The organism is uncultured Algibacter sp. (genome assembly GCF_947487605.1).
Lineage (GTDB): Bacteria > Bacteroidota > Bacteroidia > Flavobacteriales > Flavobacteriaceae > Algibacter_D.
Genome location: NZ_CANKXK010000009.1, coordinates 153,099 through 170,177, shown reverse-complemented (window position 1 = coordinate 170,177; position 17,079 = coordinate 153,099). Strand labels below are relative to the sequence as shown.

General features: G+C 33.8%; 14 protein-coding genes. 12 read left to right on the top strand and 2 right to left on the bottom strand.

What is annotated here, in order from left to right; all coding sequences use genetic code 11:
• Positions 1-287: 287 nt before the first annotated feature.
• Positions 288-965, bottom strand: coding sequence for a Crp/Fnr family transcriptional regulator (locus Q0739_RS11715; protein WP_298238917.1), 678 nt, complete (start codon positions 963-965; stop codon positions 288-290).
• Positions 966-1,072: 107 nt separating this feature from the next.
• On the opposite strand from Q0739_RS11715, the gene Q0739_RS11710 reads away from it, so the two are divergent.
• The 12 genes from Q0739_RS11710 (at position 1,073) to Q0739_RS11655 (ending at position 16,172) form a co-directional block, all read left to right on the top strand.
• A complete protein-coding gene (locus tag Q0739_RS11710) occupies positions 1,073-3,448 on the top strand; it encodes a heavy metal translocating P-type ATPase metal-binding domain-containing protein (RefSeq protein ID WP_298238916.1) in 2,376 nt (791 codons plus the stop codon).
• A 448-nt stretch (positions 3,449-3,896) separates the two neighbouring features.
• The gene (gene ccoS, locus Q0739_RS11705) at positions 3,897-4,082 is read left to right on the top strand and encodes a cbb3-type cytochrome oxidase assembly protein CcoS (protein ID WP_298238915.1); all 186 of its coding nucleotides are present in this window, start codon (positions 3,897-3,899) and stop codon (positions 4,080-4,082) included.
• Positions 4,083-4,180: 98 nt separating this feature from the next.
• Positions 4,181-6,364: a cytochrome-c oxidase, cbb3-type subunit I gene (ccoN, locus tag Q0739_RS11700; protein WP_298238914.1), complete on the top strand. Its 2,184-nt coding sequence runs from the start codon at positions 4,181-4,183 to the stop codon at positions 6,362-6,364.
• Between the two features lie 56 nt (positions 6,365-6,420).
• Positions 6,421-6,606 carry a CcoQ/FixQ family Cbb3-type cytochrome c oxidase assembly chaperone gene (locus Q0739_RS11695; RefSeq protein ID WP_109351233.1) on the top strand — a complete coding sequence of 62 codons (186 nt, stop codon included), beginning with the start codon at positions 6,421-6,423 and terminating at the stop codon, positions 6,604-6,606.
• The gene (locus Q0739_RS11690; protein WP_298238913.1) at positions 6,603-7,532 is read left to right on the top strand and encodes a cbb3-type cytochrome c oxidase N-terminal domain-containing protein; all 930 of its coding nucleotides are present in this window, start codon (positions 6,603-6,605) and stop codon (positions 7,530-7,532) included. The genes Q0739_RS11695 and Q0739_RS11690 overlap by 4 nt, the downstream gene beginning before the upstream one ends.
• A 172-nt stretch (positions 7,533-7,704) precedes the next feature.
• Positions 7,705-9,129, top strand: a complete 1,425-nt coding sequence (ccoG, locus tag Q0739_RS11685) for a cytochrome c oxidase accessory protein CcoG (protein ID WP_298238912.1) — start codon at positions 7,705-7,707, stop codon at positions 9,127-9,129.
• Positions 9,130-9,395: 266 nt separating this feature from the next.
• Positions 9,396-9,842 (top strand): FixH family protein, encoded by a 447-nt coding sequence (locus tag Q0739_RS11680; RefSeq protein ID WP_298238911.1) that lies wholly within the window; start codon positions 9,396-9,398, stop codon positions 9,840-9,842.
• 163 nt (positions 9,843-10,005) lie between these two features.
• Entirely contained in the window at positions 10,006-10,707 is a 702-nt protein-coding gene (locus tag Q0739_RS11675) for a sulfite exporter TauE/SafE family protein (RefSeq protein WP_298238910.1), read from the top strand.
• A 358-nt stretch (positions 10,708-11,065) separates the two neighbouring features.
• Positions 11,066-11,740: a TetR/AcrR family transcriptional regulator gene (locus Q0739_RS11670; RefSeq protein WP_298238909.1), complete on the top strand. Its 675-nt coding sequence runs from the start codon at positions 11,066-11,068 to the stop codon at positions 11,738-11,740.
• Between the two features lie 2 nt (positions 11,741-11,742).
• Positions 11,743-13,410: an ATP-binding cassette domain-containing protein gene (locus Q0739_RS11665; RefSeq protein WP_298238908.1), complete on the top strand. Its 1,668-nt coding sequence runs from the start codon at positions 11,743-11,745 to the stop codon at positions 13,408-13,410.
• 3 nt (positions 13,411-13,413) lie between these two features.
• Entirely contained in the window at positions 13,414-14,772 is a 1,359-nt protein-coding gene (locus Q0739_RS11660; protein ID WP_298238907.1) for a biotin/lipoyl-binding protein, read from the top strand.
• On the top strand, positions 14,769-16,172 hold the full coding sequence (locus tag Q0739_RS11655) for a TolC family protein (RefSeq protein WP_298238906.1): 1,404 nt from the start codon (positions 14,769-14,771) through the stop codon (positions 16,170-16,172). Before Q0739_RS11660 ends, Q0739_RS11655 begins: the two co-directional genes overlap by 4 nt.
• 73 nt (positions 16,173-16,245) lie before the next feature.
• On the opposite strand, the gene Q0739_RS11650 is transcribed toward Q0739_RS11655, so the two are convergent.
• Positions 16,246-17,079 (bottom strand): universal stress protein, encoded by an 834-nt coding sequence (locus Q0739_RS11650; RefSeq protein WP_298238905.1) that lies wholly within the window; start codon positions 17,077-17,079, stop codon positions 16,246-16,248.

Here is a 17,079-nt window from a genome sequence, read left to right as displayed (position 1 = left end):
CAAGTATTAAATTTGAAACAGAAAATACAAATCAATTAGCTCTGTTTTTCTAAATCCTTACGTCGAACTCAGGTTAAAAAGAAAAACACACCAATAGATGGTGAAATACCTGTTCAGGAAATTAAAGCCGAAATAGCAGAATAAATAGCTAAGATACTGTCTAAAAAGTCTTTATAATTTGATTTGTCAGGTTGAGTCTGTCGAAACCGATATTGATTATCAGTAAGTTAAAAACATTTCGACAAGCTCAATATGACATCGAACTTACTTTTCAGACAGCCTCTTAATTATTCTATACGTTTTAAACCATTAATATCTTCAATCCTTATAAATTTACCAACTGTAGAAATTAGGCCTTCTTTTTTAAATTGTGATAATACGCGAATTGCAGATTCCGTAGCAGTACCTACAATATTAGCATAATCTTCACGAGATAAAATAACGCTTAAAGTGCCATCTGGATTAACACCAAAACTTTCATGAATATAGATTAGAGTTTCAGCTAAACGCTGACGCACAGATTTTTGTGCCATATTCACTATTATATCATCAGCCTCACGCAAGTCATGCGCCATATCTTTCAACATATCAAATGAAAACTTTGGATTTTTTTGAAGATCAGCTATAATTTCAGTACGGGGTATAAAACAAACTTCCATATCATTAAGTGCTGTGGCTTGCAAATTGGAATTTTCGTTAGACACCAAAGAACGCTGTCCAATCAACTGTCCTTTAACAACCATTTTTACAATCTGGTCTTTACCATTTTCACTTAATTTAGACAGTTTACAAACACCATTCTTAACACAATAAATACCATTTATGGAATCTCCTTCTTCAAAAATAACTTCGCCTTTTTTTATCGTCTTAGATGTTTTACAAGCGGAAATTCTTATTAACTCATCTTTAGTCAACGACTTAAGCGAATTAAATTGTTTAATAATGCATTGTTCGCACTTACCCATACTACAAAGTTTGATTGTACTGTAAAAATAAATAAAACATGACAGATATCATATTTTAAATTCACTTCATTTTAGATTTTTGTATCAGGTATAAATGAGCAAATATTATGGGGCATAAAACATGTTTCCATTGTGGATTAGATTCTACAACTTCCGATATTACATATGATGAAAAATCGTTTTGCTGCAACGGTTGTAAAACTGTGTACGAAATTTTCTCTGCGAACGATTTAAGTTGCTATTACGATTTACAAAATGCACCAGGAGCTACGCCTAAAGAAATAGAAGGCAAATACAACTTTTTAGAAAACGAAAAAATTGTTGAAAGTTTACTGGAGTTTAATGACGAAAAAACGCAAATAGTCACTTTATATATTCCGCACATACATTGCAGTTCTTGTATTTGGATTTTGGAGAATTTGAACAAGTTACACCCCAATATAAGTTCGTCTATTGTGAATTTTGGAAAGAAAACCGTTCGGGTAAATTATAATACCGAGAACTTTTCTTTGAAAGCATTAGTGAAACTTTTAAGCAGTATTGGTTACGAACCTTTTATAAGTTTAGATGATTATTCTGTTGAAAAAAAGAATGTTGATAGGTCGCTTATTTATAAACTTGGTGTTGCTGGTTTTGCCTTTGGAAATATTATGTTTTTATCGTTTCCAGAGTATTTTCAAGTACATGGGTTTTGGATTGAGAAATACGCACCAGTTTTTAGGTGGTTGATGTTTGCGTTTTCTTTACCTGTTGTTTTTTACTCTGCTCAAGATTATTTTATTTCGGCTTATAAAGGATTACGGTCTAAAATTTTAAATATTGATGTGCCTATTGCTTTAGGTGCAGCTGTTTTATTTATAAGAAGTACAGCCGAAATAGTTCTGAATATTGGTACAGGTTTTTTTGATAGTTTATCGGGACTTATTTTCTTTTTACTGCTTGGAAAATTTTTCCAACAAAAAACGTATAACTTCTTGTCTTTTGAACGGGATTATAAATCGTATTTCCCTATCGGAATTACTAAAATTTCTTCTGATAATTCTGAAGCGTCTATTCAAGTATTTGACATTAAAAAAGGGGATAGACTTTTAATAAGAAATGAAGAGTTAATTCCTGTAGATTGTATTTTGATTAAAGGCAATGCACGGATTGATTATAGTTTTGTTACTGGCGAATCTGAAGCGGTTTCAAAACAATCTGGAGATAAACTATTTGCTGGCGGAAAACAATTGGATGGCAGTATTGAAGTTGATGTTTTAAAAACCGTTGAACAAAGTTACCTAACGCAATTGTGGAGCAACGATGTGTTTAGTAAAAATAAAGAGGATGGCTTTACAACTTTAACCAATGCCATTAGCAAGCGTTTTACCATTGCGGTTTTGAGTATTGCTATAATTTCGACAGCGTATTGGCTATTTATAGATTCCTCTAAAGCGTTAAATGTATTTACATCGGTGCTTATTATTGCGTGCCCTTGTGCTATTGCTTTGGCTGCTCCTTTTACATTTGGCAACTTATTACGCATTTTTGGAAAGCTAAAGTTTTACGCTAAAAATGCTTCGGTTATTGAGCAATTGGCGGCTATTAATACCATTATTTTTGATAAAACAGGAACGATTACTGCTAATAAAGAAACGTCTATAGCATATAGTGGATTGGAACTTTCGGGTGAAGAGGAATCGCTTTTAAAAAGTACACTACGTAATTCGAACCATCCTTTGAGTAGGTCGTTGTATGCCCTTTTGAACGCCAATGATATTGTAACTATAGATGATTATGAAGAGCATATTGGTAAGGGCATTATGGCTAAAAACAATAAGAATTCTATAAAAATTGGTTCTGCGCCTTTTGTTGGGTTTGCTTCTGAAACGGCAACATTGAATACAGCAGTACATGTAAGTACCAACAATCAATACAAAGGGAAATTTACGTTTTACAACCGCTATAGAAAAGGACTTTCAAAATTGTTTAACAAACTTAAAAAGGAGTATGATTTGGTAATTCTTTCGGGGGATAATGCTGGAGAGCAAGAGAACCTAACGAAGCTGTTGCCTGCTAAAACAAAACTGTTTTTTAATCAGAAGCCTGAGGATAAGTTGGAATACATTAAACACCATCAAAACTCTGGTGCTAAAGTGTTAATGGTTGGTGATGGTTTAAACGATGCTGGTGCTTTGGCGCAGAGCAATGTTGGGATTGCTATTTCGGAGAATGTAAATGTGTTTTCGCCTGCTTGTGATGCGATTTTGGATGCTGGTAAATTCAATAAGTTGTTTGCTTTTATCAAGGCTTCTAAAACGGCTATTAAGATTATAAAATGGAGTTTTTTACTGTCGCTTATTTATAACAGCATTGGACTTTATTTTGCGGTTACAGGACAATTATCCCCAGTTATTGCTGCTATTTTGATGCCTTTGAGTTCGATTAGCATTGTGGTGTTTACGACGGTTTGTACTAATGTATTGGGTAGGAAATTGAAATAAGAGTAGCCACAAATTCTCGAATTATTGTGAATTAATGGCTTTGTGGTGTTTCTCTGAAATGCGTCGAGATAAATTTGACTCTTCTTTCTTCACGATTTCCAAATGAAATTGGTAGGAGTTCCTCCCTTTTTTTAAAGGGAGGTGGGTTTTTCCTAAAGAAAAACTCGGAGGGTTAAAGCTTATAAACAGCAAAATAAAAATGGTTTTGGAGTTTAAAACGGATTTTGGCGGATTAGTGCGTTAGGGATAGTAGAGGAAAGCCCACAGCCCGACGTAGGAGGTGCGAGGACTTGGAACGGATAGCCCGACTTTTTGTGATCCTGCAAGGTTTTAAAAACCTTGTAGGTATGAGCAAAAAGTAACGCCCAAATAAAAAATTAAAACATGATAAATGTCATTTTTTTAAATAGACCTTAAAAGTACTTTTGAACCATAACTTCAAATAGGTATGAGCGTTATATATATTTTACTTGCTATTAGCATTATTGTGGCTATTGGCTTTTTTGTAGCCTTTATTATAGCTGTGAAAAGCGGACAGTTTGACGATAGTTATACGCCATCGGTACGCATGCTTTTTGAGGATGAATTGATTAAAGAAGAAACCAATAAAACGATACTAACCAAAGAAGAATAAATTTTTAGATATGAAATCGCCAACCAAAAGCTTAATTGAAAAAGAGCAAATTTTAAAAGCGATTGCATAAGACCTTTAATAAAAATAAATATGTACTTATGAAAATGCAACAATTTCATTACGATAATAAAATCGTTACCAAATTCATTTACGCTACAATTGTTTTTGGCGTTGTGGGTATGGCAGTAGGTTTGCTACTTGCTTTTATGTTTTTATTCCCAAACCTTACGGATGGGATTTCGTGGCTTAGTTTTGGTCGGTTAAGACCTTTACACACTAATGCTGTGATTTTTGCTTTTGTGGGAAATGCAATGTTTGCTGGTATTTACTATTCGCTACAGCGTTTATTAAAAACGCGTATGGCGAGCGACCTTTTAAGTAATATTAACTTTTGGGGGTGGCAATTAATTATTGTTGCAGCGGCTATTTCGTTGCCGTTGGGTTACACCACATCTAAAGAATATGCTGAGTTAGAATGGCCTATAGATATTGCCATTGCTCTAATTTGGGTAGTTTTTGGTGTGAATATGATTTGGACCATTTTAAAACGCCGCCAGCGCCATTTGTATGTTGCTGTTTGGTTTTATATCGCCACCTTTATAACAGTTGCGGTACTTCATATTTTTAATAGTTTAGAGTTACCTGTTAGTGCCATGAAAAGTTACTCGGTTTACGCTGGGGTACAAGATGCTTTAGTACAATGGTGGTATGGACATAATGCGGTGGCTTTCTTTTTAACGACACCGTTTTTAGGTTTGATGTATTATTTTGTACCTAAAGCAGCCAACAGACCTGTGTATTCTTATAGGCTTTCTATTGTGCATTTTTGGTCGTTAATATTTATTTATATCTGGGCTGGACCACACCACTTATTATACACCGCTTTACCAGAATGGGCACAAAATTTAGGTGTTGCTTTTTCTGTGATGCTATTAATGCCGTCTTGGGGTGGTATGATAAACGGATTGTTAACACTACGTGGTGCTTGGGATAAAGTACGTACCGACCCTGTTTTAAAATTTATGGTGGTAGCTATTACAGGTTATGGTATGGCAACTTTTGAAGGGCCTACCCTATCACTTAAAAACGTAAATGCAATTGCCCACTTTACCGATTGGATTATAGCCCACGTACACGTTGGCGCTTTAGCTTGGAACGGGTTTATGGCATTTGGTATTATTTACTACCTCATCCCTAGATTATTTAAAACCAAATTACATTCTATAGGCTTAGCTAATTTACATTTTTGGTTAGGGACTTTAGGTATTATTTTATACGCGCTACCTATGTATGTTGCTGGGTTTACCCAAGCAAGTATGTGGAAGCAGTTTAATCCTGATGGGACTTTAGTTTACGGTAACTTTTTAGAAACAGTTACTGAAATTATGCCTATGTATTGGATGCGTGCTATTGGTGGTTCGCTATACATAATTGGTATGTTTATACTGGTTTACAATGTAATTGTTACTGTTAGAAGTGGTAGTAAAGTTACAGACGAATTAGCTGAAGCTCCAGCTCTAGAACGAGTAACTAAAAAACGTACTGCAAGTGAAGGATGGCATACTTGGTTAGAAAGACGACCAATCCAATTAACCTTATTAGCTACTGTGGCAATTTTAATTGGTGGTATTATCCAGATTGTACCAACAATTATGGTAAAATCTAATATCCCAACAATAGCTAGTGTGAAACCTTATTCGCCTTTAGAATTAGAAGGTCGAGATATTTACATCCGTGAGGGTTGTGTAGGTTGCCACTCGCAAATGATTCGTCCGTTTAGAAGTGAAGTTGAACGCTATGGCGAATACTCAAAAGCTGGGGAGTTTGTTTACGACCATCCATTCCTTTGGGGAAGTAAACGTACAGGACCAGATTTACATCGTATTGGTGCTAAGTATTCTGATAATTGGCATTTCAATCACATGTACGATCCACAGAGTACCTCATCGGGTTCTATTATGCCTCGATATCCTTGGTTGATTACTGGTAGCAGTAGTGAATTAGATAAGTCACAAACTGAAGCCAAAATGGAAGTTATGGTAACTCTTGGTGTGCCTTATACAGAAGAGGATATTGCTAACGCACAACAAAGTATGTTAGAGCAAGGGACTCAAATTGAGAAAAACCTTTATAGCGATCCAGACTTTGCCAAAAATTATGAAGCCGATAAAAAATATGCTACAGACAATGGTGAAGATTTTATAGAAATGAAAAACAGAGAGATTGTAGCCCTTATTGCTTATTTACAGCGACTAGGAACCGATATTAATGTAGAAAATTAGTTAACTGTTTGTTGGTTATTAGTTTAAAATAATAACCAGTAACTAAAACAAAAATCATGTTAAAATTTGTAAAAAACCACATGGAGAGTATCACAGGTATTGAAATTTACCCAATTATCTCCTTACTTATATTTTTCATCTTTTTTGTAGCCCTTTTTTGGTGGGTAGCAACCGCAAAAAAAGACTATATAAAAAGAGTTAGCAACCTTCCATTAGACAACCAAAACGACGATATATTATGAGACGATTTATTCCATCTTGGATTCGTGTTCCAGTAGCATTCTTTATCATATTTGGAGCAGTTGAATTCTTTATAGATTCAGGCGAAAAACCAGCATTTATTGAATACCCCGTAGTACTACTATTTCTTTTTTTAGTATTACTTATTTTAATAGCTATTGAAGCCATTATTGGCGCTTTAGAAAACGTAATGCTTCATAAATTAGATGAAGAGGCTAAAGCACGTTTTTTAGCAGAAAAAGAAAAATCGTTTCAATTCACTTGGATTAAAAATATATATAACAAACTTCTGGGACAAAAACCTATTGAAGAAGAAGGCGAAATTATATTAGACCACAATTATGATGGTATTAAAGAATTAGATAATAACCTACCGCCTTGGTGGCTTTACGGATTTTATATCACCATTATTTTCGCAGCTGTTTACTTGGTAAGATTCCACATTTTTGATGGCGACAATCAATTTGATGAATTAGAAACAGAATTGGCAGATGCTAAAGTGGCTATTGAAGCTTACAAAAAAACCGCTAAAAACCTAGTTGACATCAATACCGTTACACAACTTACTGATGCGGCTGACGTAAGTGCTGGTAAAACTATTTTCCAGACCAACTGTGTGGCTTGTCATATGGCAGACGGTGGTGGTGGTATTGGACCAAACTTAACTGATGACCATTGGATACTTGGTGGTGGTATTAAAAATGTATTTAGAACGGTATCTGAAGGCGGGCGATCTGGAAAAGGAATGATTGCATGGAAAGCACAGTTAAAACCTTTAGAAATGGCACAAGTAGCAAGTTATGTATTAACATTTCAAGGGACTACACCAGCAAACCCAAAACCTGCTGAAGGTGATATTTGGGTAGATGAAAATGCAGAAACACCTGTTGAAACTGTTACAGATTCAACACAAACTATATCAAACTAAGCTAATGCTTATTGACCTGCAAGGTTTTTAAAACCTTGTAGGTCTTTAAAAAACAAAAAACAGTAATACCTACAAGGTTCTTGAAACCTTACAGGATTAAGACAAATAAAAAGACCTGTCAGGTTTTAAAAACCTGACAGGTCTGAATAAAAAAAGTAAAGAAAACAACATCGTGGAAACCCCAGATAACGAAAATTTTAGAGACTCCATTGGCACCATTACCGAAGAAGGTAAACGTGCTTGGGTATTTCCTAAAAAGCCTAATGGGAAGTTTTATAAATACAGAAAATATGTAAGCTACTTTTTATTGGCTTTTTTATTACTGTCTCCTTTTATAAAAATTAATGGGAATCAGTTTTTAATGTTCAATGTATTAGAGCGTCGGTTTAATATTTTCGGTTTTCCATTTTGGCCACAGGATTTTCATTTATTTGTTATTTCCATGCTTATTGGTGTGGTTTTTATCACGCTTTTTACGGTAGCTTTTGGTAGGATATTTTGTGGGTGGATTTGCCCACAAACCATTTTTATGGAAATGGTATTCCGCAGAATTGAATACTGGATTGAAGGCGATAGAAATAAACAGCGTAAACTAGCGAGACAAAAATGGGATGCTGAAAAAATACGAAAAAAAGGACTTAAATTTATCATATTCGCGCTTATCTCATTTATTATCGCCAATGTGTTTTTAGCGTATTTAATTGGTAGTGATAAGCTTATTGAGTACATCACCGAAGGGCCTTTAGAAAATGTAAGCACCTTAATTTCTTTATTAATCTTTACAGCGGTATTTTATTTTGTATTTGCTTGGTTTAGAGAGCAGGTTTGCATTATTGCTTGCCCTTACGGAAGATTACAAGGGGTACTTTTAGACACCAAATCTATTGTTGTGGCTTACGACCATAAACGAGGAGAAGGCGAAAGTGGCAGAAAGAAATTTAGAAAAAATGAAGATCGTGCGGCTTTAGGACATGGCGATTGTATTGATTGTTTACAATGTGTACATGTTTGCCCTACGGGAATTGATATTAGAAACGGTACACAACTAGAATGTGTAAACTGTACGGCTTGTATTGATGAGTGCGACCATATTATGGAAAGTATCAATTTACCAAAAGGCTTAATCCGTTATGCGAGTGAAGAAAATATAGAGAAGAAAGCTAAGTTTAGTTTAACTCCTAGAATGAAAGGCTACATTGCTGTACTATCTATTATGGTTAGTTTGTTAATTGGAATGCTGTTTTTAAGAAACGATGTAGAGGCCAATGTATTGAGGTTGCCTGGGCAATTGTATGAACATAAAGAAAATAACATTATTAGTAATGTGTTTACCTATAAATTGGTAAATAAAACTAGCGAAGATATTAACGATGTGAGTTTTAAACTGATGTCTCATAAAGGCGAATTACGATTGGTATCTACAAGTGATGACTTTGTAGTACCAAGTCAAGGAATTGCAGAAGGAACTTTGTTTATTGAAATTAATAATTCGGCATTAACTGGCGATAGAAATAAAATTAAAATTGGCGTTTATAAAGGCGATAAACTTATTGAAACAACTACGGCTAATTTTTTAGGCCCTAGGAGTTATAAATAAGCTGGAAGATCTTAGAGAAGTTAGAAGTGACTTTGGCGGATAAGTGCATTAGGGATTGAAACGGCATCCTTTTTTGAGGCACGAGAAAAAGATATAGTGGAAAGCCCGACCCGACAGGGTAATGCCAGAATAAAAAAAGACGGAAGCTCAAAGATGGGAGACAGAAGTTTGAGCTTGTTTCCTGCGAAGTTTTAAAAACCTTGTAGGTATTATTTAAAAATATTATTAACTAAAAATAGATTCCTGCCTTCGCAGGAATAACAGATATGAAAATTAATTGGGGTACTGGAATTATATTAGCATTTATAGGCTTTATTGCCTTTATTATGTACTTTATTGTGAGTATGAATATTAACGATAAGTACGACCACGACTTGGTTAGCGAGGATTATTATGCTGATGAATTAAAATACCAAAACGACATTAATAAGCTTAAAAATGCTAGAACTTTAGAGGCAAACTTAAGCTACGAAAAAACAGCCGAGGGACTTGTTATACACTTCCCAGAAACTGCTGATTATAAAGAAATTACTGGAAATTTGTTCCTATATAGACCATCTAACAAACAACTGGACTTTGATGCTGCTATTTCATTGTCTAATTCACATTTGCTCATACCTGACAAACGTTTGGTAGATGGTCGTTGGAACATTAAAGTAGATTGGCAATATAAAGGACAATCTTACTTGTTTAAAGAATCTATAAACTATTAGAATCTATTTAAGATTTTGTGATTAGATTTTTTAGAGACTATTTTTTGTTCAGTATGCGGCAAAATTTTTAAACATAGCCTAGTTACGGTTCAAAATTTTAATGAAAAAATGGGCAAAAAGAGGCCTAAAAAATAATTAACGAAATTTTTAACAAATTCTTACTATGCTTTTATCGGCACTCATATTAGGGTTATTGGGGAGTTTTCATTGCGTAGGCATGTGTGGTCCCATTGCTTTTATGTTGCCAGTAGATCGTACAAATACAGTTAAAAAAATATCGCAAATTAGTATCTATCATATAGGCAGGCTTTTAGCTTACAGCTTGATTGGGTTAGTGTTCGGGCTAATTGGTAAGAGTCTGTTTATTTTTGGATACCAACAGCAACTCTCGATAATCATTGGGGTTTTAATGATTTTAGTTGTTATAATTCCTCAAAATATATTTAATAAATACAACTTTTCAAAGCCAATTTATAAAGCCATTTCAAAAGTAAAATCTGCCCTTGGTAGTGCCCTCAAGAAAAAAACTATGGATACTTTTTTAACCATCGGTTTTTTAAATGGATTTCTCCCCTGCGGATTAGTTTACATGGCACTTTTTGCTGCAATTGCTGGCGGAAATGCTGCTAGTGGCAGCTTATATATGGTGGTTTTTGGTTTGGGTACCATCCCTTTAATGACTACCGCTATTTATTTCAGCAATTTTTTAAAAGGTACTGCAAGACAGCGCATTCAAAAAGCCATTCCTGTGTTTGTGGTATGTATCGGAGCGCTCTTTATACTTCGGGGCTTAGGCTTGGGTATCCCTTACCTCTCTCCTGCTCCAGTTTACGATTTGGTTACTAATGGTATAGATTGTCATTAAACTAATTTTGGGGTTACCCTATCGGGTCGGGCTTTCCGCTATATCTTTCTGCGAAGCAGTCCCAAACTTGTTTCAGGATCTCATTATTAATTAACACCTCTCATTTTCAATTAAAATTTCAGCATTTAAAGCTTCGCACAAAGGATGCCGCTACAATCCCTAACCCACTTATCCGCCAAAGTCTATTTTATACATCAAAAAAAGCACTTTCTAGCAGCCAAAGGCACCAATTAATTACTCATTTTCAACTAGTTATATGTTTCATAAATTTTTCTTATGAATAGCATTAGCATATTCAATAGTTATATTCACTTATTTAATAGTATTACTATTATATTTGCAATCAAATAAATTAATTATGAAAAATTTACTTTCAAATTTAAGGATTTCAGTCCCCGAAAAAATCTATATAAAAGACCCAGAATCTTCAGATTTAGGCAAGCGCATTATAGAACATAGCATCTTACTTATTGATGATATAGGTTTTGATGCCTTCACGTTTAAAAAACTTGGTGTGTTAATTGGCTCTAACGAGAGTTCAATTTATCGCTACTTTGAGAGTAAACACAAACTACTACTCTATTTATCATCATGGTATTGGGCTTGGATAGAGTATCAATTAGTTATTGAAACCTATAGTATTTCAGAACATAAAGAAAAATTAGATCAAGCCATTGATATTGTAAGCAGAACCACCAAAAGAGACAGAACGTTTGCCCACATTAACGAAATTGTTTTAAACAGAATTATCATTAACGAAAATTCTAAATCCTTTTTAACCAAAGAGGTAGATCAAGAAAATAAAGAAGGTTATTTTATTATTTATAAGCGCGTAGTACAACGTTTAAGAGATATAATACTTGCCGTTAAACCAGAATATAAATACGCTTCATCTTTGGCAAGCACTATTATAGAAGGCAGTCTACACCAACATTTTTTAAAAGATCATTTTAAATCTATTACCGACTGTAACACCCAAGTTACCCCAACCGATTTTATTAAAAACCTGGTATTTAACACCTTGAAAGCTTAACTATGGAAAACAAACAAATGACCCCTTGGCAACGTTTAGTTGGCCTACTTCAATTAGAAAAACGAGATATTTTACAGGTATTTTACTATGCCATTTTTGCGGGTATAGTGGCGCTTTCATTACCTCTAGGTATCCAAGCTATTATTAATTTAATTCAAGGTGCACAAATATCAACCTCTTGGGTTGTTCTTGTTGTATTAGTTACTCTTGGCGTTGCTTTTTCTGGCGCGTTACAGCTTATGCAACTTAGAATTATAGAAACCATACAGCAACGTATTTTTACACGTTCCTCGTTTGAGTTAAGCTATCGTTTTCCTAAAATAAAAATGGCAGAGTTACGCAGTTATTACCCCCCAGAATTAGCTAATCGTTTTTTTGATACCCTTACTATTCAAAAGAGTTTATCAAAAATTTTAATCGATGTACCAACAGCTGTTCTGCAAATTTTATTTGCCTTAATTCTTCTATCGTTTTACCACCCTTTCTTTATTGTATTTGGGTTCCTACTACTTGTACTCATCTTTGTAGTCTTCAAATTTACTGCAAAAAAAGGTTTAGAAACCAGTTTATATGAGTCTAAAAACAAATATAAAGTAGCACATTGGATTCAAGAAATAGCACGTTCTGTTATAAGTTTTAAACTCTCTGGTAGCACAAATTTAGGTATAAATAAGAATGACTATTTGGTAAATGACTACTTAAAAGCAAGAGAAAACCACTTTAAAGTATTAATGCTTCAGTTCATTCAAATGATAAGCTTTAAGGTTATTGTTACTGCAAGTTTACTTTTAATTGGTGGCGCGTTGGTGTTAAATCAAGAAATGAATATTGGGCAATTCGTAGCTGCCGAAATCATCATTTTACTTGTTATAGCTTCAGTTGAAAAACTAATTCTTGGCTTAGAATCATTTTATGACACCCTAACTTCCTTAGAAAAAATTGGCCAGATTGTAGATAAAAATTTAGAAAATCAAACAGGAGAAACGCCTCAATTCAGCAAAGGCATCAATATAGAATTAGAGCATGTTAGTTATGAAGTTGATAATAGAGACAAACATATTTTAAAAGATATCTCATTAAAAATTAATCCTGAGAGTAGAATTTTAATTACAGGAGAAAGTGGCTCAGGAAAATCTACTTTACTCCGATTAATTGCTGGGGTTATTGAAGCGACTAAAGGATACGTTTATGTTAACGATATGTCCATTAGTAGTCTGCACTTAAATTTTTACAGATCTCAATTAGGACTTTCATTATCAGACGAAACGCCTTTTGAAGGGTCAATTAGAGACAACCTAACATTTGGGAATTCCAATATTTTAGATGAAAAAATATATGAAATCCTCGGTATTGTTGGCCTAAAAGCTTTTATAAAAGAACAACCCGAAGGTTTAAACACAATACTTTATCCAGACGGTAAACAAATGTCTTACTCGCTATCTAAAAAACTTGTTTTAGCACGTGCTATTTTAAAAGACCCTAAACTACTTATTCTTGAAGATGCCTTAGATAGATTTAACAGAGCAGAAACAAAAGCCATTGTAGATTACCTATCCCATAAAGACAGACCATGGGCACTCATAGTAGTTAGCTTTAGTAGTGTTTGGACAGATAAATGCAACGAAATTATCACTCTAGAAAAGGGTAAAATTAAATCTAAAAGTAACTAAGTTATGCTCAATATATCTCATAATCAATTAAATAAAAAAATAGACTTAACTAAATACAAGTCTGGAAAAAACATCATGAATGTGAAGTATTATAAATACTTCAATAGGTTTTTATTAGCAGCTGCCATAATTGGGTTTGTTGTGTTGTTTTTACCTTGGACACAAAACATCACTGGGCAAGGTATAGTTACTACATTAAAACCAAATCAGCGTCCACAAACCATTCAATCTCAAATTCCAGGACGAATAGAACAATGGTATGTACAAGAAGGAGACGAAGTAAAAAAAGGCGATACTATTTTAAGAATCTCTGAAGTAAAAAGCGATTATTTTGATGATAAATTAGTGGAAAGAACTAATGAGCAAATTCAAGCTAAATCATCATCAGTTACTGCTTACGAAGGAAAAGTAGAAGCATTAAACAGGCAGATATCTGCTTTAAAAAATGAACAACAGCTAAAACTTAAACAAACTAAAAATAAGTTAATTCAATCACGATTAAAAGTAAAAAGTGATAGCATTGATTTAGAAGCTGCTAAAACGAATCTTAAAATTGCTGAAACACAATTTAACCGTATTCAAACCTTACAAGAAGAAGGTTTAAAAGCTGTAAAAGATGTTGAAGAAAAACGTTTAAAATTACAAGAAACACAGGCTAAGTTAATTTCGCAAGAAAACAAATATTTAAAGAGCCAAAATGAAGTAATTAATGCTCAGTTAGAATTATCAAGAACCAATGCGGCTTTTACTGATAAGATTTCAAAAGCGCAGAGCGATATGTTTACCGCGCAATCTAGTGGCTTTGACACCCAAGTTCAGGTTTCAAAACTAGAAAATGCCTCTACAAATTACAAGCGTCGTAGTGATTTGCTTTATGTAACTGCTCCCCAAAACGGATTTATTAATAAAGTTTTAAAAGGCGGTATTGGTGTAACGTTTAAAGAAGGCTCTGAATTAGTTGGTATCATGCCAGCACAAATTGATTTAGCTGTTGAAACTTTTGTAAGACCAATTGATTTGCCGCTTCTTCATAAAGGAGAAAAAGTACGTGTACAGTTTGATGGTTGGCCAGCGATTGTATTTAGCGGATGGCCCAATGTATCTTACGGAACCTACGGTGCTAAAGTGGTAGCCATTGAACGTTTTATAAGCGATAATGGTAAATACAGAGTACTATTAGCCCCTGACGAAACAGACCACAAATGGCCAGAAGCCATACGTGCAGGCTCTGGAGCAAAAACTATTGCTCTATTAGAAGACGTCCCTATTTGGTTTGAATTATGGCGTCAAATTAACAGTTTCCCTCCTAATTATTACCAACCTGAAAGCAGTAAAACAGCATTAAAAAAAGATAAAAAATGAGAGTCATCTTATTACATATAGCATTGCTCTTTAGTGGTTTAGTTTCAGCTCAAGATTCAACCTCGGTTATAACACTTTCTGAGTATTTAGGCTATGTAAAATCGTTTCATCCTATTGTAAAGCAAGCAAACTTGGTTATCAATGAAAGTGAAGTAAAACTCATGAAAGCCCGTGGCGCTTTTGACCCCAAATTGGAAGTGGATTACGACAGAAAGAAATTTAAAAACACCGAGTATTTTGACAGATTAAATGCTTCTTTTAAAATTCCAACTTGGTTTGGCGTAGAATTAAAAGGAAATTTTGAAGAAAACACAGGCGATTTTTTAAACCCACAAGCCTTTGTCCCAGAAGATGGTTTGTATAGTGCTGGTGTTTCCGTGCCTGTAGCTCGTGGTTTACTTACCAATAAGCGTATGGCGATGCTAAGACAATCTAGATTATATGTTAAGCAGGCTCAGGCCGATAGACAGTTATTAGTTAATGATATATTATATAACGCAACGGTAAGCTACTTTAATTGGTTGCGAACTTATAATGAAAAACGTGTTTATGAAGATTTTTTAACCAATGCAGAAATGCGATTTGGTGGTATTAAAAAAAGTTATGAAGTTGGTGATAAACCTGCCATTGATACTTTAGAAGCTCGTATAGCTTTAAATAATAGAAAACTAAATTTAGAAAAATCGAGAATAAAGTTTGTTAAAGCGTCTTTAGAATTATCAAACTATTTATGGTTAAATGATAACACACCTATTGAAATTAAAGAGGGTATTATTCCAGATGTGAATACATTTGAAACTATTGATGTTACCTTAAATACATCTGGATTAGATATTGAAAACTTTAATATTGAAAACCATCCTAAAATGCAATCTTTGGATTTTAAGCAACGTAGTTTAACCATTGAAAAACGCTTAAAGTTGAACAACTTATTGCCTCAAATAGATTTGCAATACAACTTTTTATCCCAAACGCCAGAGGTAGCACGTTCGTTTAGTACATCGGCCTATAAAAGTGGCGTAAATATTAGTTTTCCATTATTTTTAAGAAAGGAACGAGGTGATTTAAAACTAGCTAAAATAAAGCTTCAGGATACCAAGTTTGATATTCAAAACACAAAAGTGAGTCTTAAAAATAAAATTGATACCATTAATCAAGAATTAAATTCTTATGTGTTACAAAACAGCTTAACTGAAACTATTGTGATTGATTACACTAGAATGTTATCTGCAGAAGAACGTAAATTCTTTTTAGGCGAAAGCTCTTTGTTTTTAGTAAATTCCCGCGAATCAAAATTAATTGATGCGAAGCTAAAAGCTATTGATATTGAGAATAGTTTCTTTAAAACAAAAGCCAGCCTATTTAACGCACTGGCTATCCCTCATTTTGAGATAAACTAAACTAACAAGAGGCTCTAAAAAAGAGCCTCTTGCATTGAATATATGGTTGCTATTACCAATTCATAAAAGTCAGCTAAATCTTAAAAGTCATTACTGGTAAAGTAGCATGATTTGCTAAATCTTCACTAATACTTCCTTCAAAGAAATGCGCCAACCCTTTTCGTCCATGTGTAGGTATAGCAATTAAATCTGCACCAACTTTGTTAGAAAAGTTTAAAATACCTTCTTCGACAGTATAGTCACTAATATAGTGAATAGTATCCATTTTATCTAAGTTATCTTCAGCTTTATTTAAAAACTCAACAACACTTTGCTCAATTTCTAGAGAGCTTTTAAATCGATCGTTTGGTAAATTTACATGTACCAAATACATCTTTGCTTTCATACTTTCGGTCATTTTTTTTGCTTTTAAGTAAGATTCTATAGAATCTTCCGAAAAATCACATGCGTAAACGACCACTTCAAAATCTACTTCTGGTAGTTCTTTTTTTACTACTAAAACTGGAATTTCTGAATGTCTCACAACGCGTTCGGTATTTGAACCAACAAAAAATTCTTTCATTCCACTAGAGCCATGAGATCCCATAACAATAATGTCCGCTTTGTTCTTTATAGCTACATCATTAACTTCACTAAACACCTTAAAATGTTTCACGATAGGTATAACTGTAATTCCTTCTAAATAATCTTTTTTCAAAAAATTCTCAAATCGCTGTTCAGCAAGTTTAAAAAAGTAAATGACTTTTTGATTTTGAAATTCATCTGTGGCAGTTAACATAATATCAGACATTTCTAACATATGTAAAACTAAAAGCTCTGCATTGTTTTTTTTAGCCAATTTAGCAGCTGCTTTTAGAGCATATTCAGAATGTTCTGAAAAATCTATAGGTACAATAATTTTTTTCAT